We start from the raw sequence: 18,846 nt of genomic DNA on the forward strand, positions 1-18,846 counted from the left end.
TGAATCAGGATTTCCAAGATTTGAGGATTTACAAGATTTAATAGAGAACGTTATCAACAATTACCAATTACCCATTACCAATTACCCATTACAAAATTATCGCTGAAGCGTTTGATGATGGAAAAGGGAGCGGTTATTGATGTTAATATTATTTTTTATGTTGTAGCTAAAGCCCGTACAGCTAGTACCGCATTACTAGGCATTTGTTCAACTGCGGATATGGGGACGGTAAAAACCGCTATGGAGTCACCAGCAGCATTAAATACTTCTAATATATAGCCATTTTCACCACCTTGAGGATGTGTGACATAATCAATTAGCATAGCAACATCACCTGTTTTGAGGTTATATTCTGGTAAGTCACGAGTGAGAAAGATATATTGATATAGTTCAAGTTTCATGATGATTAATCCTTTTTTGGTTTGAGGGTGATAAAACGAAAGCTTCCATCATAATTTGATTGTAACCAAACTGTAACTACTGCTAAGTTAATGGTATTGATACCTTCAAGGTAGCCTGTAACGGTGTAAAATGTTCCATATTCGTTGACATTATCTATTATTGCTTCGTTATTATTGACAAGTTGCCGAATAGCTGTTAGTAATTTTTCAGGGTTATCTTGTGTAAATCCTGCTTGAGCTAAAAATTTTGATTTATCATCTTTGGTGCGTGGAACTAGCAGATAGTTGGTAAGTTTTTCTGGTGGAATTACTGCATTATCTGGAATTTTCATTTTGTTTTATGCTGCAATTTTTCCTGTGTCTATTTCTAGGTTCTCTACGTCTATTTCTCCTGAGATGAGTTTGGGGAGGAGTAAGTCACGGGTTTTTTGGAGGTTAGTATTTTTAACAAGTAAATTCTTCATTTGTAAAAATATTGGATTAGTTATTTGAATAAATAGTTTCATAGTATTTTTATCAGGTAGCAAGAAGTTAAAAATTCTAATTTTTTCTAAACTTAAATTATCCTGAGTTGTACCTTTAGAAACATTTTGCATTCTTAGTTTAATATTATCAATTGAATATTTGATAAATTCTACACTCACTTGATTAGAATCTGCTACAAATCCAACTATACTATCTGGAAAACAAGATGAAAATGTAATAATAGCTGTCTCTGCTATATTTGCAGCTGTTGTAATTAATCATGTACCTGCTTCCCACATCTTACTTCGTGATAAACGTTTTTCGTTACATGTTTGACTATAATTGGTAGTGTACAAAGATGCTTGTTTAACTTCCCCAGTTTGAATAAAAGGATAATTTCCACCAAACAATGAAGGCTCATTTCTTGGACGATGCTTAGATTTTCCTCTTGCTAATAATCCAAGCTGTTCAAGTTTCTTAACTTCCCACCCTTCAGGAATTAAACCTAACTCAGACTCCACCATTTTCACCTGTTCATGACCAGGAAAGCGGAATTTTACAAACCACTCATTGTAGAGAGTTTGCGCCATTTCTTCTAATATTTTGATGCGTCTTGTGTTGTTTTCGATTAAGTCGTCGTAGTTGCAGAGGATAGCGGCGATTTTTTGTTGTAAATTTATTTCTGGAAGTTGAATTTGAAAGTTTTTTAATGTTGTAAAGTTGAATATAGGTTGTGAACTACCACTTGATGTAGATTTAATATATTCCTTAATATGTTCCTGGCAGAAATAGTAATAAATATATTTAGTATCTGCTATTAACGGGTTTACAGTCATTCTCATCATGTTGGTTGACAGCAAGAATACCTTGTGTCCTTCAACTTTTGGCATAATAGCTGTTATTCCAATAGTTCCTATTTTCGGAAACACTATATAACCTTATCGAAAATAACTTTTTTTTAAAGATTCAAACTTTCCTGGTGAGACATAAAGTTTGTTATTCCACTCAAATTTATTATGCTTAATATTTCTTCCTTGAATAACAGGAATACCAACTTATACATAATCTTTTGTTTTTAAAGCTGTACCAAATGGAGCATCACCAAAATCTAATGCAATTTCTTGAATTGTAAATGACTTTTTATTCATATTATTTTCTCTCTAGTTCTTGTAGGTTGGGTTGAACGGAGTGAAACCCAACATTTTCGCGCATTTGTTGGGTTTCGTTCCTCAACCCAACCTACTATCTTATATAAAATTTATTATTCCTCCAAACCATCACTTAAAGTCTGCTCCCATAATTCCGAGTTATTGCGTAATTCTGTATAAGCCTCATTTGCAGATTCTAACAACTCTTGACGCTCTTTTTCTTCCCGTGCTTTTCTAATCTTATCCTCTAACCGTGCCATTACGACTTCACCATCAACAACTTCTCCGCGTTTAATTTGAGCAAGTCCAACATCTATTTTTTGTCGTAATTCTTCCAGTCTTCTTTCTCTATCAATCAACAACATCAAAGCCTTATCAATAATATCATCAACATCTTGATAATTACCAGTTGCTAGTAGATAATTAATCAATTGTTCCGTTTCTGAGTTCAAATGAATAATCATAATTTGTTAGCAAACAATGATGTAAAATCTCGATATCCACTCACAACGTGCATAATTTCAATGCTATCATCTACCACTCGATAGAAAATAATATAACCATCTAAAGGAATACCCCGCAAATAATCTTTAATGTGTTTATAACTGCGTCCCATATTAGGAAAATTAGCTAAATACTGACACTTTTTATTAAACTCTTCTAAAAAATTCTCTCCAGCTTCAACATTGACAGTATAGAAATAGTTAATAATTTCTTGTAAATCTTTGGTTGCTTCTGGAGAGATAAGTAATTCTCTCATCTTTGTTCCTCTTTTGCTTGACGCAGTTTTTCCCGTAATTGTTCAACTACAATTTCTAACTTTATTCCTTCCCCTCTATCTAATTGTTCAGCAGAAATTTCCACTTTTTTTCTGACTTCCTCTTCCCATTGTTTATAATCTTCTTCCCATTCTGCTAAAAGCTGTAACGCTTTAACAATTACCTCATCTGCATCAGTATAAATTCCCGTATCAACATGAGATTTTATCATCTCTTGTGTTTCGGGTTTGAGTTCAATATTCATAATTTATTCTCCAACAAAATCACATCTTAACTCTGTTCTAACAAAAACCTGACACTTTCCGCAATCCTTTCTTCCAACTCCCGCGCTTCCACATTCAAAACCTCCAACTCCTCATTTAACTCTTCCAACCTTTCCGCAAAATCAAAATCCTCCACAACCTTTTCCGCAACTCCCACATAACGACCAGGGTTTAAACTCCAACCTTGCGCTTCTATCTCATCAATAGTTGCAACCTTACACAACCCAGCAACATCAATATATTTACCTTCTGGGAATTTCTCTTGTAGAGATAATTCATGAATTATCCCTACTTCATAATTATTTTCTACTGCTTCACCTCTATATAACCTGACAATATTAGCAATAAATTCAATCTGTGCTGGTGTAAATTCTCGATGCGCTCTATCAACTTGTGTAAAAATATGTCTAGCATCAAGAAACAAAACCTTATTTTTACGAATTGTATCTCTTTTACCTTTATCAAAAAACCATAAAGTACAAGGTAAAGTCACCGTGTAGAAGAAGTTAGAACCCACAGCAACCATGACATCAACTACACCTAATTGGATTAATTTTTTGCGGATTTCTAACTCAGAACCTCTAGCATCACTAGCAGAGTTAGCCATAACAAAACCTGCTCTCCCGGTTTCATTTAAAGCACTATAAAATAAATTAATCCAGATATAATTAGCATTATCTGTTTTTGGTAATCCCAACTCTTGAAAGCGGATATCACCTTTCATTTTCTCCTTATCAACTTTATCAACATTAAAAGGAGGATTTGCCATGACAAAATCAAAGTAGTTAATATCATCTATATCGACATGATTAATTTCATAATAAGTATTACCTTGTTTAATTTCTCCTGAAAGTCCATGTACTGCTAAGTTCATCTGACATAAATTTACAGTTTCTTCTACTTTCTCCTGACCATAAATACTAATTTCTGTAATCGGATTCTTTTTATGTCTTTCTATAAATTTCGCACTTTGAACAAACATACCCCCAGAACCGCACGCAGGGTCATAAATACGTCCATGATAGGGTTCTATTATTTCCACAATTAACTTAACTATAGAAGTAGGTGTAAAGAATTCTCCTCCTTTTTGCCCTTCACTCATGGCAAATTTACCCAGGAAGTATTCATAAATCTTCCCGAAAGCATCTCCTTCTAAATCAGCACCAAAATCAATTAATTTTATTAAACTTTTTTAATAATTCAACTAATAATTCATTATCTAAATTAGTATAGCTATTAGGTAAAGCTCCTTCTAAATCTTTATTTTCTTTTTCTATTGCCTTCATGGCATCATTTATCTTTTTACCGAAGTTTTCATTTTCAGGTAAATTGAGTAAATAAGAAAATCTTGCCTCTTCAGGTAAATACATGACACCTTTATCATGATAATCACCTTTATTAATTTTTCTTCTACTGCTTACTTTGCTTTTTAATTCCTGTTCAATTTTGGTAAATTTCCAGTCAGCATAACGCAGAAAAATCAAACCTAATACGGGTACAGAATACTCGGAAGATTTTAGTTTAGAATTAGCCCTAAGTTCATCAGCAGCATCCCATAAACGCTTTTCTAAATCTGTTGTGTTGGCAGCCATAGTGAAACAATCATAATTAAACCTTATGAATTGTACGTCTATAATGTACCTGAAAATACCTGATTACACATAATCCTGGAGTTGCTGAAACCAACCATGAATTTATGTATGGATATGAGAAGCTTTACCCATGTAAAATCTCTACAAGGGTTTGGGAAATATGTAATTAGGGTTATCCTCGAAAGGCGACAGGCGGATTTGAACCGCCGGATGGAGGTTTTGCAGACCTCTGCCTTACCACTTGGCTATGTCGCCGCACTCACAATTACTTATATTATCACCTTTTTCGCTCAATTGCATCCCTCTGGCAAAATTTTTTTTGTTAATTCTCTCCCCACACCCTACACACCCTAGACCCTATACTGTCACCTCATCAGCAAAGTTACCCCAGCGGACGAAATGAAATGGCCCTGCGACAGAACCCCAAAGATGCTCATCTGTTTCTGGATCTCGTCCTTTGTCCCAACTGATGAATTTTTCGCCATCAATTTCAAATCTACTGTCTAGATAGGTTCTTTGTCCTTTGCGAACGACTATACAACCTTTCCCTGGTTCAACGTGGCCTGCAAAGCAATTACCAGTCCACTCAACAATCATATTACAACCACAAAGTTTTTCTAAGCGATCGCTCGTTAACTCATACAAGCGTCCTAAATCACGGGATGCACCGTAAAAATCCTTTTCATCTTTAACGGTGTAGTTCTCAATCAGAATATTCTCCCCGTCTGTCACCAGCTTTAACACCCGCACCCGATAAGGGTCATTGAGCATATAATCATAAGCTTGTTCCACAAAAAAACTTACCCCTGATAGCAATGAATAGGGTAGTGGACGCATACATACACGAATATGGGCATAAAAAGCCGGATTCTCAAAAACTTGGGCTTGATTGCTAAAATCAGCGGCCATCCAACGGGCTAAGGTGGCAATATCTGTAGAATGAGTCATAGCAATTTGGGATTTTGGATTTTAGTACACAGACTGACACTGGCTAATTTTAAACCTTGGTGTGTCACTATAACAGTGCTGAGTGCTGAGTGCTGAGTAAAAAATTAAAATTAATCGTACTCAGGATTAAATTGGATAGCAGTTCTAAATGAGTTGAAAACAAATTCGTTCCCTGTTCCCATTCTCTGCTATAGTTCACAATCCAAAATCTAAAATCTAAAATCCAAAATTGTATTAACCAAAACGCCCAGCCACATAATCACGGGTGCGGTTATCCAAGGGATTACGAAAAATTTGGCCTGTAGCGCCAAATTCTACCATTTGCCCAATGCGACTTTCATCGGTACTAAAGAAAGCTGTAAAATCAGAAACGCGAGTTGCTTGTTGCATATTGTGGGTGACAATGGCAATTGTTAACTCAGATCGTAAGCTATGAATTAGTTCTTCAACTTTCAAAGTAGCAATAGGATCGAGGGCTGAACAAGGTTCATCCATCAGCAAAACTTTGGGTTTTACAGCTAATGCACGGGCTATGCATAGACGTTGTTGTTGTCCACCAGAAAGCCCCAAAGCTGATGTATTGAGTTTATCTTTAACTTCATCCCAAAGTGCTGCACCTTTGAGGGCAGATTCGACAATTTCATCTAATTTAACTTTTGAGCATCTCCCAGAAATTCTGACTCCATAAGCGACATTTTCATAAATACTCATGGGAAAAGGATTTGGTTTTTGAAATACCATGCCAATTTCCCGACGTAGACGATTAATATTGATGCGTGGATCATAAATATCTTGACCGAAAAACTCTACTTTGCCATCAACTTTGACTTTTCCTTCTAATTCACTAATGCGGTTGAGGGTTTTAATAAAGGTAGATTTACCACAACCACTCGGACCAATTAGTGCAGTGACTTGGTTCTTATAAATATCTAATGATATGCCTTCAATAGCTTTATAATTCCCGTAGTAGAAACTGAGGTTTTTGACTTTGATGGCTGGGACTAAGTTAGTCATAACAAGTGGTGCTAATGGTATGTGTGCGAAAAAATTCTCTACTTTAACCTACTTTTGCTACTGAATAAGCGAGATAGAAGGCTAAAAAATAAAACTAAACTCAGTAAAATTATAGAGGTAGTCCAAACTAATTGATTAACTTCTGGGTCAGGACTGTTGTAAAGGTTAAAAATTAAAACAGGTAAAGAAGCAGTAGGACTCATTAACCCATCTGACCAATTTTGGCTAAATAAAGCTGTAAAAATTAGTGGTGCTGTTTCACCTGCTGCACGGGCGATCGCTAAAGAAACACCTGTACTAATACCTGGAATTGCGGCTGTAACAACAATCCGAATTGTAGTTTGAAATCGAGTTCCACCTAAAGCGGCTGAAGCCAAACGTTGTTGAGTGGGAATAAGTTTCAAGGCTTCCTCTGTCGTTAATACAATTACTGGCAACATAATTACAGACAAAGCAAAACCACCAGCAAAGGCGCTAAATTCTTTGGTTACTAAAACAATAACTCCATAGGCAAACATACCAACGACAATTGAAGGTACACCTGTGAGAATAGAGTTGAGGAAACGCACAAAGTTAGTAATCTGATTAGTTCTACCAAACTCTGCTAAAAAAATTCCCGTCATTATCCCTACAGGAATACTTAATAAAGCTCCAATACCCACCATCAGGATAGTACCAAGGATGGCATTAGCAAAACCATTTTCAATCAACGGACGAAAGAACATCTCTGGCTTAAAACCAGACATTCCCCGTGACAAAATTTCCCACAAAATTGATGATAAAGGAAAGAATGCTAACAAACTCAATCCAAAGGAAGTTACATTCATTATGTGTGTGAATAATCGCCTCCCAGTTGGTAGCGGACTGGTTAATTTTTGGGCTAGAGATTCATCTATTTCTGAATTTAGATACTCACTCATATCAATTTGTGATTTTGAATGTTACATTTATCGAAACAATCGGGTCTAAAATCGTAAGCATTCAGCTATCAGTAATCAGCTAACAACATCAAAAGCAAAGATTTATAAGCATTAGTTTCAGGAAAGCTACACGCTCTTGATTTGTTCTCATTTTTTGTATTTCAGCCTTCAAAGCTGATAGCTGATAGCTGACGGCTGAATACTTACCTAAAACCTTGCCTTTTCAGGCGTAAAGTTTTGGGAGTGGTGTATAAATCCCCTTTACAAAAACGGTCTCCTGCCTTCATTAAAGGAGCTATTAGCAGTCAACTAAAATAAAAGATATAAATAAATTTGACTGCATTTCTTGTTAGTAGATAACTGAATGTTTATCTATTTTTCTTACCAACCCATTGTACTAATAGTACAGCACTAACATTAACAGCTAGAGTTAAAGCAAACAAAATCAATCCTAAATAACTTAATGATCCAATATGCAATCCTGGTTCTGCTTCAGCAAATTCATTGGCTAAAACAGCCGGAATTGTATAAGCTGGATCAAGTAAAGAGAGACTAATTTGGGCAGAATTACCAATCACCATTGTCACTGCCATTGTTTCACCAAGTGCGCGACCTAAAGCTAACATTGCCGCACTGACCATGCCCGAAAATCCTGCTGGTAATAAGACGCGAAAAATTGTTTCCCAACGAGTGCCACCTAAAGCCATAGATGCGCTACGTAATTCTTTGGGAACAACCATTAAGACATCACGAGAAATAGCTGCCATTGTCGGCAAAATCATGATTGAGAGAATAATTCCCGCAGTTAACATATTATTTCCTGCGGGGTCTTGGGTATTAAATAATGGGATAAATTGAAAAGTGCTACCTAACCATTTTTCTAAGGGTTCTAAAATGGGAATAAATACAAATATTCCCCATAAACCGATAATGACACTGGGAATTGCCGCAATTAATTCAACTACAAAAGCAATGCAGTTTCTAACTACTACTGGTAAAAAATCTTCACTCGTTACCAAGGCTACTGATATACCTATAGGTACAGTTAATAAAATAGCGATCGCACTACTAATTAAAGTTCCGTAAATATAAGGTAATGCTCCAAAAATTTGATTCCCTGTGTCCCATTCTTGACTCCACAAAAAACCAAATCCGAATTTTTCAACTGCTGGTTGAGCTTCTTTAAAAATTACCCAAGTCATTACAACTAATATTGCCACAGTGATAGCAGCAAATAGATAAACTAAAAATGTAAATCCTTGATCAAATCGAAAATTGACTCCACCAATAGCCGTTAAGTTGATATTTTCATCACTTAAATTTAAGTGTTGTGATGAAGTGTGTTCGTTTGGTTCAAACGAGTTAGTCATAATCAATCAAAACAATTAGACGAGTTGATTAAAAGTAGAGTAGTTAATTACTACCCTACTAAAACAGATTGCAGAAAAGGTGAAAAATTATTTGACAGTGCTATTCACTGTTTGTAGGACGCGATTAACAACATCACTGGGAATTTTGGTGTAATTAAGGTCATCATTATATTGTTGACCATCTTTGAGTACCCAGTTAATCCATTTCTTAATAGCATCAGCTTTCGATGGATTAGGATACTGCTTATAAACCATCATCCAAGTTAGACCAACAATAGGATAACCCTGTCCTGGATCTCCAACAAATACACGAAAGTTAGCTGGGAAAGTTACAGTTGATAAAGCCGCATTTGCAGTTGCTAAAGAAGGAGCAACAAATTCTCCTTTTTTATTCTGCACTTCTGCTGATTTAAGTTTATTCTTGGTAGCGTAGTCATATTCAACATAACCAATCGAACCGGAAGTACGAGCTACTAAAGCAGCTACACCAGGATTTCCCTTGCCTTTCAAAACGTTGGGTAAAGTCCATCTTGGTGCAGTATTAGCGCCAATTCTGCCTTTAAAATAGCCACTAATAGCACTTAAGTGATTGGTAAAAATGAAAGTTGTACCACTACCATCAGCACGAACTACAAATTTAATTGGTTGATTTGGTAAATTCACACCTGGGTTATCAGCTTTAATTTGTGCATCATTCCAGTTAGTAATTTGTCCAGAAAATATTGCTGGTAGAGTTTTACGAGACAATCTGAGTTTGCTAACTCCTGGTAAATTGTAAACTACAGAAACAGCACCACCCGCAGTAGGCACTAAGATGACACCATTTTTAACTTTGGCTATTTCATCATCTTTCATTGCTGCATCACTACCACCAAAATCTACAGTTCCAGCAATAGTTTGACGAATACCACCACCACTACCAATTGCTTGGTAATTAACTTTTAAATCGGGATATTTTTTCTTAACTTCACGTGCATAACGTTCATACAAAGGAGCAGGAAATGTTGCTCCTGCACCATTCAAAGTTTCAGCTTGAGCAATTACTGTCAAAACTGGACTAAGTGCAACAGCCCCAGTCACCACTGAAGTGACAACGACGCGATTTAAAATATTGGACAAAAAGCTCATACTACCTCTTATTTAAGGAATATTTTCCTGACAGAATTACAGCCTTAAATAAAGTTCATACTTGGTGATTAATATGAAATTAATAACAGTTAAAGAAGATGTTAAACTATGTTTAAAATTATTCCTGAAGGAATAGTGATTTTATTCACCAATTGATGTTAATTGTGTGAGTTTAAGAAAATTCATTCTTGGCGATCGCACCAACTGATACGCAAATATTTACGTGCTTAAATATACCAAATGCTGTTGAGGATGATAGGAAATCAGAGGTAATGGCAAAAAATTTCTGACCAAGAAATACACAAAAAATATTAGTTTCAGGGTTTGTGCGACCACCGTTTCTGTTAACTTAATCTAAATATCTGGTAATTTTTCAAGGCTTCCCGACGGGAGTGTTGATGATCACCAGCACAATTGATTGAATATTAAAACCTTTCCAGTTATGGCGCTCATAGTTCAAAAATACGGTGGTACATCTGTTGGTTCTGTGGAACGTATCCAAGCGGTTGCCCAGCGGGTTGACAAAACTGTACAAGCAGGCAATTCCGTTGTCGTCGTCGTTTCCGCAATGGGAAAAACCACCGATGGACTGGTAAAACTAGCTAATGAAATCTCTAAAACTCCTAACCGTCGGGAAATGGATATGCTGCTTTCCACTGGGGAGCAAGTCACCATTGCTTTACTGAGTATGGCATTGCAGGAAATTGGGCAACCTGCTATTTCTATGACTGGCGCTCAAGTAGGAATTGTGACTGAAGCTGAACACACCCGCGCTCGGATTTTGCATATTGAAACTGAGCGATTGATGGGGCAGATAAAGGCAGGTAAAGTTGTTGTGGTGGCTGGTTTTCAAGGTATATCTAACACCACGGAAATGGAAATTACCACTTTGGGGCGTGGTGGTTCTGATACTTCCGCAGTGGCTTTAGCCGCAGCATTAGGAGCAAATTTTTGTGAAATTTATACAGATGTGCCAGGGATTTTAACTACAGATCCGCGCCTTGTACCAGAAGCGCAGTTGATGACAGAAATCACCTGTGATGAAATGCTGGAATTAGCTAGTTTGGGTGCGAAAGTATTACATCCCCGTGCAGTGGAAATTGCCAGAAATTACGGTGTGCCTTTGGTGGTACGCTCCAGCTGGACTGATCAACCAGGGACTTGGGTAACAACTTCCAGAACTCAAGAGCGATCGCTTGTCAATTTAGAATTAGCTCGTCCTGTGGATGCGGTAGAATTTGACATAGACCAGGCGAAATTGTCTTTGTTGCGTGTACCAGATCAGCCCGGTGTAGCAGCGCGGTTATTTGGTGAGATTTCCCATCAAAATGTCGATGTGGATTTGATTATTCAGTCAATTCATGAAGGTAATACTAATGATATTGCTTTTACCGTAAATACACCAATATTAAAACGAGCAGAAGCCGTAGCAGCCGCTATTGCCCCAGCTTTGCGAAATCAACCTAATTCTGATGAAGCTGAAGTGTTAGTAGAAACAGACACAGCTAAAGTCAGTATTTCCGGGGCGGGAATGATTGGTCGTCCTGGTGTAGCTGCGAAGATGTTTAGCACTTTAGCGGAGGCTGGGGTAAATATTCAAATGATTTCCACCAGTGAAGTGAAAGTGAGTTGCTTGGTAGATGCAGGAGATTGCGATCGCGCCATTGTTGCACTTTGTAGAGCTTTTGAAATCAATGCGTCTCCGGCGGTTCTCTCTTCCCCAACTCCCGAATCTCCCGCAGTGCGTGGTGTGGCTTTAGACATGAATCAATCGCGGTTAGCAATTCGCCAAGTTCCAGATAAACCAGGGATGGCGGCGAAATTGTTTGGATTATTGGCAGAATATAATATTAGCGTTGATATGATTATTCAATCCCAACGCTGTCGGGTAGTTGATGGTATAGCACGTCGGGATATTGCCTTTACTGTAGCTAGAATGGATGCAGAAAACGCCCAAAAGAAATTAACTGAAGTCGCGGATCAGTTAGGATGGGGTGAAGTAGTTTTGGATAGTGCGATCGCCAAAGTCAGTATTGTTGGTTCTGGGATGGTTGGACAACCAGGAATAGCAGCAAAAATGTTTACAGCTTTAGCAGCAAATAAAATTAACATCCAAATGATTGCAACTTCAGAAATTAAAATTAGTTGCGTTGTTGCACAAGATGAAGGTGTGAAAGCTTTGCAAGTTATTCATGCAGCTTTTGGTTTAGCTGGCAGCGAAAAATTTGTAGTGCCAGCTTAAAAATAGCAACCGTTATTAGGGGTGGCACTTTCGCTGTTGGCAACAGTATTGATTTTGTTGGTTCACATCGTTGACACTCTCGGTGTCTTTAGCTCTGAGAGTGTCACTACCCCAGTAATTTGTAATTTCGGAGCAATTTTGTATTTTCCGCCGTTAGTAATTCCTGTAAGCTATCTATCTCATTCAATATATCGAGTTCTTGGGTGTATGCTTCCTTTAAAATTGACAAATATTTTTCCCGGTCTTGTTCATCTTTAGCCTGTCTAAGCATAGAAATTGCCATATTAATACTAGAAAGCGGATTGCGTAAGTCCTGGGAGATTTTATCTAACAATTTTCCTCGAATTTGTGCCAGTTGCTGAGAGTTTTGCAATTCAGTCCGATTTTTTTTCATTTCCTGTTGGAGTGTTTCCGTTTTTTGGGACTCTTTCAGATAAGCTTGATTTAATAATGAATTTCGTTCCAAACGTGCTTCGACAGCGTGTAAAATTTCAGCCGACTCAAAAGGTTTAGAAATGTAATCATCAGCACCTAGATCCATACCCTGACGGAAATCATGGCGTTCTGCTTTAGCCGTCAGGAAAATTAGAGGGATATTCGCAGTCCTAGGTTCTCGTCGCAGTTCTGTTAACACTTCATAGCCATTTAGCTCTGGCATCATAATGTCACAAAGAATCAAATCAGGATGTTTGGTTTTAGCTAACTGCAAGCCCATTTTCCCGTCTGTGGCAGTAATAACTGAGAATTCCGACAGTTCCAAAATTTCTCGAAGATTTAATAAAATTTGAATTTCATCTTCAATCACTAGAATTAAGCTCATAACTGGGCTACCTAATATAGACTTACCTATCAGTATTGTTGGCGATATCCGGCAAAAAAATCACAGATTGTAAGGGAATTGTCACAATAAAAGTTGTCCCCACTCCCTCGTCACTATTTACAGTAATTGACCCCTTGTGTAAATCAATACACTTGGCTACGATTGATAACCCTAAACCTGTACCGTGAATGTTGCCTACATTTCTGGCGCGGTGAAAAGATTCAAACAGTTGATCTATGTCTGCTTCGGGAATACCAATACCTTGGTCTTGAATACTAAAAATTACATTTGACTCTGTAATATTCAGGTCGAAGTTAATTGTAGCACTATGAGGTGAATACTTAATAGCATTGGAAAGCAAATTGATCACAATTTGCCGTAGTAGTTTTTTATCTAAATTTCCAATTACACTAACTTGGGAATTACTAGAAAAAACAATAGTGTGATTTGGCGCACTCAATTGTATTTCCTCGCTTAACTTATGGAAGAAAGTGATTAAATCTAAAGGAGCAGGTTCAAAAGCTAATTTGCCATTTTCCGCTTTGTTAATTAATAAAATATCATCTAATAATTGTGTTGTGTGTTTGACATAGGTTTGAATACAGTCTAAGTGTTTTTCCTTTCTTGCGTCGTCGAGCTTATGCCCAAAATCTTTTAAAATTCCCACGGAAGAAGAAATTACAGCTAAAGGTGTGCGGAACTCATGGGAAGTCATAGATACAAACCGGGACTTGAGTTCACCGAGTTCTTTTTCTCGTTCCAAGGCTTTGTGAATTTCCTGTTCGGCTCGTTTACGTTCGGTAATATCGGTTGAAACTCCGAGAGTGTGATAGGCTTTGCCATCAGCAGCTATTAAAGGAGATTTGATAAATTGGAAGTAGCGAGTTGCCCCAGTAGCAGTGATGATCATTCTTTCCGGTATGGTATGAGATTGTAATGTTGTCATCACTTGCTGATTTATTGATTGGTAGTATGCTACCTCATCAAGATTAGGATTGAAATCTGCCTCAGTTTTACCAATTAATTCTTCAACAGTTGTTCCATAAATCTCTGCGAAAGCTTGATTAGCTAGAATAAATCTGCCTTCCCCATCTTTGACAAAAATGAGATTGGGATTGGTGTCAATAACCTGGCGGAGAAAATGTTGACTTTGCTCAAGAGCGACTGCGGCTTCTTTGCTCTTGGTAATATCTTCAGCAATACCCACTACTCGAACAACGGCTCCAGTTTCATCCTGGATGGGGAAAGCTTGATCACGAATCCAACGCATTGATCCGTCAGGCCGAATAATCCGATATTCAATATCAAATCCATATTTTTTATTTGCTACTGCGTTAATTAACTTTTCCCGATCTTTTGGGTGTACACTCTCTACAAAAGAGATGGGATTTTCATAGAGACTTTCACAGGAGCGACCCCAAATTTCTTCATAAGCAGGGCTGATATAGAGGATTTCCGATTGTTCTGGGTCAGTTATCCAGAAAACTTGATGTAAATTTTCTGCCAGTTGACGGAACTTTTGTTCACTTTCTTGGAGGGCAGATTCTGCCTGTTTGCGATCTGTAATATCTTTACGGATAGATAAATACTGCCAAGGTGTGCCACTATGATCTAGAAAAGGAACGATAGTGGAATCTACCCAATAGTCAGTTCCATCCTTAGCTCGATTTTTGATTTCTCCACGCCAAACTTGGCCTTTGGTAATAGTTGACCACAGGTTTTGAAAATATTCTTGGGAATGATAACCAGAATTAAGGATGCGATGGTTGCTACCAATTAGTTCTGCTTTGGAATATTGGGAAATTTCACAAAAATTATCGTTGGCATAGGTAATATTGCCTTGGGGGTCTGTAATGGCAACAATGGCAGATTGATCTAAAGCATATTTGAAGTCTGACAATTCGTGAAGTAACTTCTGTAGTTTTGCTTCTGCTTGTTTACTTTCAGTAATATCCCGACAAACACAAATTAACTCCCCATCTTTAGTTAGAGTTAGTGATACTTCTTCATTAAAAATACTCCCATCACGTCGCCTTGCTGTTGCTTCGCCCCGCCAGTAACCAGCTTGACTGAGAATCGGAAACACCTCACTTTCAAAACGGACTAATTCCTCTGGATAATATAGTTCTCGCCAGGATTTACCAATTAATTGTTCGGCGCTATTATATCCAAAAATTTCCAGATGAGCCTTATTTAAATATAGATATTTATCATTATGAAGAATGGCAATACCATCAATAGTTGATTCAATAGTTGCTAACTGGTTTTGCAGTTTTTGTTCAACTCGTTGACGTTCGTTAATTTCTAGTAATAAATCTTGATTAATCTGCTGTAATTCTGCGGTACGTTCAGCTACACGATTTTCTAACTCCTCATTCAGTTTTTTCAGAATAATTTCTGCTTGCTGACGTTCTAGTAGTTCCTTTTGTGCTTCTTGATAAAGTTGAGATTGTTGAATAGCAATCACAATTTGGGTTGATACTTTTTCTAGTAATTCAGCTTCTGCCGATTCCCAATATCGTGGTTTATGGCATTGATGAGCGCACAGTAAACCCCAAAGCTGATGATGATAAATAATTGGTACAATCAAATTGGCGCGAATGTTTGCTGTTTCTAAAAGCTGGATATGACAATCAGTAAGCCCAGAAGTATAAATATCTTCTATCCTTCGCACCCGGCCATTAAGATAGGGTTCTAGCCAACGCTCTGCAAAGCATGAATCATCAATCACACGACCGAGAATAGATGTGATGTGTGGTAATAGGGACTCAGCCACAATTTTTCCAGACACTAATGATTTAAACTGGTATATTATGACTCTATCTGTTTTCAAATACTCCCGAATTTCCGAGACAGTAGTTTGTAGAATAAACTCTATATCCTTAGATTTTTGAACCTTTTGAGAGAGATTAGCCAGAAGTCTGTCTGAATTTGTTTGTTGTTTTAATTGTTTAGTCCGTTCTTGAATTTGTATCTCTAGTTCTGTATTTTGCTTTTGCAAGATCTCCACTTTTTCTGCTTCTAATTGATCAATTTTTTCCTGTAAAAGATTAACAGTTTCATACATCGCTAGTGGGTCAAGAGAATAAAGTATATTGGTTTGGGTGACAATTCCTAGTAATTCATTGCGATCGCTCACTACTACTAAACGTCTAATGTGCCGCTGTTGCATTTGTTGATGAGCTTCCCACAAAGATTGCTGAGGAGACATAGAAAACAAAGGTGTACTCATCACAATATGAGCTTGAATTTCTAAAATATCTAAGGACAAAGACCGTATTTGCACAATATCTCTTTCTGTGACAATGCCTATCACTTGGGAATCTGATTCTGTAATCACCACACAACTAACAGAATATTCTGCCATTAATCGTGCTAACTCTAATACAGATGTTGTTGATGGTGCTTTGATCACTTGAGAAGTCATAACTTCCCCAATAGTGCGGATTTTTAACAAATCAGCAGCTTGTAGTAATTGACGAACTGTTGCTGGTGTAACTAATCCTATTAAATCGTCTTGTTCATCTACAACAACTAGATGGCGAGTTTTGTATTGACGAAACAAATTTAGAACCACAAAAATATTAGTAAATTTTGATTTTTTAATAGTTACTGGATTCTGAATCATTACTTCTGCCAATGTTGCTTGCTCTAGATTCAAACCCAATGCTGTAGATCTGACAATATCCCTTTCTGTGAAGATGCCAATTAATTTTTTGTTTTGAACTACTAGAACACAACTGGCTTGTTCTACAGAATTGATCAGATTAGCATCTGATTGCACTAATGCTAAGGTGAGATGACAAGTTTCCCGAACTTGACTCATTAATCGGATAGCTTCAATTACGGGAGTTGAGCCAGGAAGTGTTAAAGGAGTATTGAGAATGGTTTTCTCGATATCTGAGCTAGAAAAAGATTTTGTGTCCATATTTTGTAATCATCTCCGAATGTTTTATAATTAGGGGTTGATTTAAGATTGAGGAACAGTGTAAATTTGTGCTTATTTTTGGTTTTAATCATGTATACAACACACGATTTAGGATTCTTTAGGCATGAAAGTAATAGATATATTAATCCTATTTGTTTTTTGTGAAAGTGTCCTGCACTTTGGTATATTAATTATGAATTTCCACATCTTGATATAAAGTGAATTTATGCATACTCAAAAACAATCAATAGCAAATTAACGGAGAAAATTACAAATGCACAAATGCTTGTTCACCTGCTTTAAAATTTAGCACATTAGATAAGATGTCATGTAAATACAAGTCAAAGGAATTCAGCAAGAGCTAGATTGTCTAGTTCAAATTAATGAGAACTACAGCCCCTGTGTAGATAAAATAGCTGTGATGCTGCACGGCTATAGGCTTGTTAAAAACCGTTAATTTCTACAACAATCCATTAATTAACAGAATCAACAGCATCCAATTCGCCGTTAGATCAATTCTAAGGAAGGGACTTTGGAAACTTTACCTGAGTGCGCCAATATTTTAATAGTTGATCAAAATGTTACGTATTTAGAAATTCTTGAACATAGTTTGAGTGCTAGAGATTATGAAGTTCGCATTGAGGTAGAAGGTTTAAATGTTATTAAACAAGTCCATCTTAGTATTCCTGATTTAATACTGCTAGATATTATGTTACCTGATATCGACGGATTTGAAGTATGCAAACAACTGAAGGCCGATCCTCGTACTCAGTCGATACCAATAATTTTTATGGCGACATTAGATGATAGAGTTGATAGGGCTAGAGCTTTCAGTTTAGGTGCTGTAGACTATATAATCAAGCCATTTTCAAAAGAAGAACTACTTGCTCGTATAAGTACCCATTTGCAGGTAAAGCGGTTAAGTAAAACTTTGGAAATCCAGAACCAGCAACTTACGCAAATCACTGAGAAGTTAGAACATAGAGTTGCTGAACTAACAGCAGAATTGAAAAAAGCTCTAGAAAAAGAACAGGAATTAAACCAATTAAAATCGCGGTTTATTACAATGGCTTCCCACGAGTTTCGTACACCTTTAGCCATTATTTCTTCATCATCGGGTATTTTGCAAAACTTTAGCGATCGCCTCAGCGAAGAAAGAAAAAAGGAACACCTAGAAACAATCCAAAGCACCATCAAGCATATCACCCATATTCTTGATGATATATTAATGATTAAGCGTACCGAAGTCGAGAAGATAGAATTACATCTTGAACCATTAGATATTATTAGCTTCTGTCACCATCTCAAAGAAGAAATCGAAGCTAATAGTCCCCAATATACAATTGATTTATCTTTAGATTTAGGTGATAAAGTTATCGAAAATTCTTTAATTATTCAGGGGGATCAAAAACTCTTGCGGCAAATTCTTACCCATCTCCTGACTAATGCTATTAAATATTCTCCAGGTCACAATTTAGTTAAATTGAGTTTGACTGAAGAAAATAATCAACTGATATTTAAAATTAGCGATAGTGGTATTGGCATTCCTGAAGCAGATCAAGCTAATTTATTTGCATATTTTCATCGCGGATCTAACGTAGGAAATATTTCTGGAATTGGTTTAGGATTGGCCATAGTCAAAAAATATCTAGATTTACACCAAGGAGAAATCAGCATAGATAGTCAAGTAGGAAAGGGAACAACATTTACAGTTAGAATTCCTGTTTAAAGGGGATATTTGAAATTAGCACAAATAAACTTTCAAACTTCTTCCCTGTCACCTACTAAGGGACTTCCAACTAAAAAAATATTCCATCCATCGTTTGGG

The 18,846-nt window shown here is 36.9% G+C and carries 18 protein-coding genes and 1 tRNA gene; 2 read left to right on the top strand and 17 right to left on the bottom strand.

The window, feature by feature from the left end; all coding sequences use genetic code 11:
- Positions 1-155: 155 nt before the first annotated feature.
- The 15 genes from A0J48_RS06525 to pstS all read right to left on the bottom strand — a co-directional run bounded on the left by A0J48_RS06525 (position 156) and on the right by pstS (position 10,028).
- Complete coding sequence (locus tag A0J48_RS06525) at positions 156-401, bottom strand: DUF4926 domain-containing protein (protein ID WP_200321434.1); 246 nt, start codon at positions 399-401, stop codon at positions 156-158.
- Between the two features lie 5 nt (positions 402-406).
- Complete coding sequence (locus A0J48_RS06530; protein WP_200321436.1) at positions 407-733, bottom strand: DUF6883 domain-containing protein; 327 nt, start codon at positions 731-733, stop codon at positions 407-409.
- Positions 734-739: 6 nt separating this feature from the next.
- The gene (locus A0J48_RS06535) at positions 740-1,141 is read right to left on the bottom strand and encodes a restriction endonuclease subunit S domain-containing protein (RefSeq protein WP_325078588.1); all 402 of its coding nucleotides are present in this window, start codon (positions 1,139-1,141) and stop codon (positions 740-742) included.
- Between the two features lie 3 nt (positions 1,142-1,144).
- Positions 1,145-1,756: a restriction endonuclease subunit S gene (locus A0J48_RS06540; protein ID WP_234300761.1), complete on the bottom strand. Its 612-nt coding sequence runs from the start codon at positions 1,754-1,756 to the stop codon at positions 1,145-1,147.
- A 371-nt stretch (positions 1,757-2,127) separates the two neighbouring features.
- Complete coding sequence (locus tag A0J48_RS06545; protein ID WP_325078586.1) at positions 2,128-2,478, bottom strand: ribbon-helix-helix domain-containing protein; 351 nt, start codon at positions 2,476-2,478, stop codon at positions 2,128-2,130.
- Entirely contained in the window at positions 2,475-2,774 is a 300-nt protein-coding gene (locus A0J48_RS06550; RefSeq protein ID WP_200321441.1) for a type II toxin-antitoxin system RelE/ParE family toxin, read from the bottom strand. Before A0J48_RS06550 ends, A0J48_RS06545 begins: the two co-directional genes overlap by 4 nt.
- A complete protein-coding gene (locus tag A0J48_RS06555) occupies positions 2,771-3,037 on the bottom strand; it encodes a ribbon-helix-helix domain-containing protein (RefSeq protein ID WP_200321443.1) in 267 nt (88 codons plus the stop codon). The genes A0J48_RS06550 and A0J48_RS06555 overlap by 4 nt, the downstream gene beginning before the upstream one ends.
- 26 nt (positions 3,038-3,063) lie before the next feature.
- A complete protein-coding gene (locus A0J48_RS06560) occupies positions 3,064-4,158 on the bottom strand; it encodes an HsdM family class I SAM-dependent methyltransferase (protein WP_234300762.1) in 1,095 nt (364 codons plus the stop codon).
- A gap of 67 nt (positions 4,159-4,225) precedes the next feature.
- Positions 4,226-4,648 (bottom strand): type I restriction-modification system subunit M N-terminal domain-containing protein, encoded by a 423-nt coding sequence (locus A0J48_RS26810; RefSeq protein WP_234300763.1) that lies wholly within the window; start codon positions 4,646-4,648, stop codon positions 4,226-4,228.
- Positions 4,649-4,831: 183 nt separating this feature from the next.
- Positions 4,832-4,903 (bottom strand) — tRNA-Cys (locus A0J48_RS06565).
- Between the two features lie 102 nt (positions 4,904-5,005).
- The gene (locus tag A0J48_RS06570) at positions 5,006-5,596 is read right to left on the bottom strand and encodes a chromophore lyase CpcT/CpeT (protein ID WP_200321445.1); all 591 of its coding nucleotides are present in this window, start codon (positions 5,594-5,596) and stop codon (positions 5,006-5,008) included.
- A gap of 234 nt (positions 5,597-5,830) precedes the next feature.
- A complete protein-coding gene (gene pstB, locus A0J48_RS06575) occupies positions 5,831-6,610 on the bottom strand; it encodes a phosphate ABC transporter ATP-binding protein PstB (protein WP_200321447.1) in 780 nt (259 codons plus the stop codon).
- A gap of 38 nt (positions 6,611-6,648) precedes the next feature.
- Positions 6,649-7,530, bottom strand: a complete 882-nt coding sequence (gene pstA / locus A0J48_RS06580; RefSeq protein WP_200321449.1) for a phosphate ABC transporter permease PstA — start codon at positions 7,528-7,530, stop codon at positions 6,649-6,651.
- 368 nt (positions 7,531-7,898) lie between these two features.
- Entirely contained in the window at positions 7,899-8,900 is a 1,002-nt protein-coding gene (pstC, locus tag A0J48_RS06585) for a phosphate ABC transporter permease subunit PstC (protein ID WP_200321451.1), read from the bottom strand.
- A gap of 87 nt (positions 8,901-8,987) precedes the next feature.
- The gene (pstS, locus tag A0J48_RS06590; protein WP_200321453.1) at positions 8,988-10,028 is read right to left on the bottom strand and encodes a phosphate ABC transporter substrate-binding protein PstS; all 1,041 of its coding nucleotides are present in this window, start codon (positions 10,026-10,028) and stop codon (positions 8,988-8,990) included.
- A 442-nt stretch (positions 10,029-10,470) separates the two neighbouring features.
- Between pstS and A0J48_RS06595 the strand changes: the two genes are divergently transcribed.
- Positions 10,471-12,270, top strand: a complete 1,800-nt coding sequence (locus tag A0J48_RS06595; RefSeq protein ID WP_200321455.1) for an aspartate kinase — start codon at positions 10,471-10,473, stop codon at positions 12,268-12,270.
- A gap of 106 nt (positions 12,271-12,376) precedes the next feature.
- Here the strand turns inward: A0J48_RS06595 and A0J48_RS06600 are convergent, their stop codons facing one another.
- Entirely contained in the window at positions 12,377-13,090 is a 714-nt protein-coding gene (locus tag A0J48_RS06600; protein ID WP_200321457.1) for an ATP-binding response regulator, read from the bottom strand.
- A 22-nt stretch (positions 13,091-13,112) separates the two neighbouring features.
- Positions 13,113-17,018 (bottom strand): PAS domain S-box protein, encoded by a 3,906-nt coding sequence (locus tag A0J48_RS06605; protein WP_200321459.1) that lies wholly within the window; start codon positions 17,016-17,018, stop codon positions 13,113-13,115.
- 532 nt (positions 17,019-17,550) lie between these two features.
- On the opposite strand from A0J48_RS06605, the gene A0J48_RS06610 reads away from it, so the two are divergent.
- A complete protein-coding gene (locus A0J48_RS06610; RefSeq protein WP_200321461.1) occupies positions 17,551-18,747 on the top strand; it encodes a hybrid sensor histidine kinase/response regulator in 1,197 nt (398 codons plus the stop codon).
- Positions 18,748-18,846: the final 99 nt, after the last annotated feature.

This window comes from Sphaerospermopsis aphanizomenoides BCCUSP55, assembly GCF_001586785.1.
GTDB lineage: Bacteria > Cyanobacteriota > Cyanobacteriia > Cyanobacteriales > Nostocaceae > Sphaerospermopsis_A > Sphaerospermopsis_A aphanizomenoides_A.

Bases quoted from the DNA above. Each gene is read 5' to 3' on its own strand.
- A0J48_RS06530 (WP_200321436.1), bottom strand. From the start codon at position 733: ATGAAAATTCCAGATAATGCAGTAATTCCACCAGAAAAACTTACCAAC.
- pstS (WP_200321453.1), bottom strand. From the start codon at position 10,028: ATGAGCTTTTTGTCCAATATTTTAAATCGCGTCGTTGTCACTTCAGTG.
- A0J48_RS06550 (WP_200321441.1), bottom strand. From the start codon at position 2,774: ATGAGAGAATTACTTATCTCTCCAGAAGCAACCAAAGATTTACAAGAA.
- pstC (WP_200321451.1), bottom strand. From the start codon at position 8,900: ATGACTAACTCGTTTGAACCAAACGAACACACTTCATCACAACACTTA.
- pstB (WP_200321447.1), bottom strand. From the start codon at position 6,610: ATGACTAACTTAGTCCCAGCCATCAAAGTCAAAAACCTCAGTTTCTAC.
- A0J48_RS06540 (WP_234300761.1), bottom strand. From the start codon at position 1,756: ATGCCAAAAGTTGAAGGACACAAGGTATTCTTGCTGTCAACCAACATG.
- A0J48_RS06525 (WP_200321434.1), bottom strand. From the start codon at position 401: ATGAAACTTGAACTATATCAATATATCTTTCTCACTCGTGACTTACCA.
- pstA (WP_200321449.1), bottom strand. From the start codon at position 7,530: ATGAGTGAGTATCTAAATTCAGAAATAGATGAATCTCTAGCCCAAAAA.
- A0J48_RS06555 (WP_200321443.1), bottom strand. From the start codon at position 3,037: ATGAATATTGAACTCAAACCCGAAACACAAGAGATGATAAAATCTCAT.
- A0J48_RS06595 (WP_200321455.1), top strand. From the start codon at position 10,471: ATGGCGCTCATAGTTCAAAAATACGGTGGTACATCTGTTGGTTCTGTG.
- A0J48_RS06560 (WP_234300762.1), bottom strand. From the start codon at position 4,158: ATGAGTGAAGGGCAAAAAGGAGGAGAATTCTTTACACCTACTTCTATA.
- A0J48_RS06605 (WP_200321459.1), bottom strand. From the start codon at position 17,018: ATGGACACAAAATCTTTTTCTAGCTCAGATATCGAGAAAACCATTCTC.
- A0J48_RS06545 (WP_325078586.1), bottom strand. From the start codon at position 2,478: ATGATTATTCATTTGAACTCAGAAACGGAACAATTGATTAATTATCTA.
- A0J48_RS06600 (WP_200321457.1), bottom strand. From the start codon at position 13,090: ATGAGCTTAATTCTAGTGATTGAAGATGAAATTCAAATTTTATTAAAT.
- A0J48_RS06570 (WP_200321445.1), bottom strand. From the start codon at position 5,596: ATGACTCATTCTACAGATATTGCCACCTTAGCCCGTTGGATGGCCGCT.
- A0J48_RS26810 (WP_234300763.1), bottom strand. From the start codon at position 4,648: ATGGCTGCCAACACAACAGATTTAGAAAAGCGTTTATGGGATGCTGCT.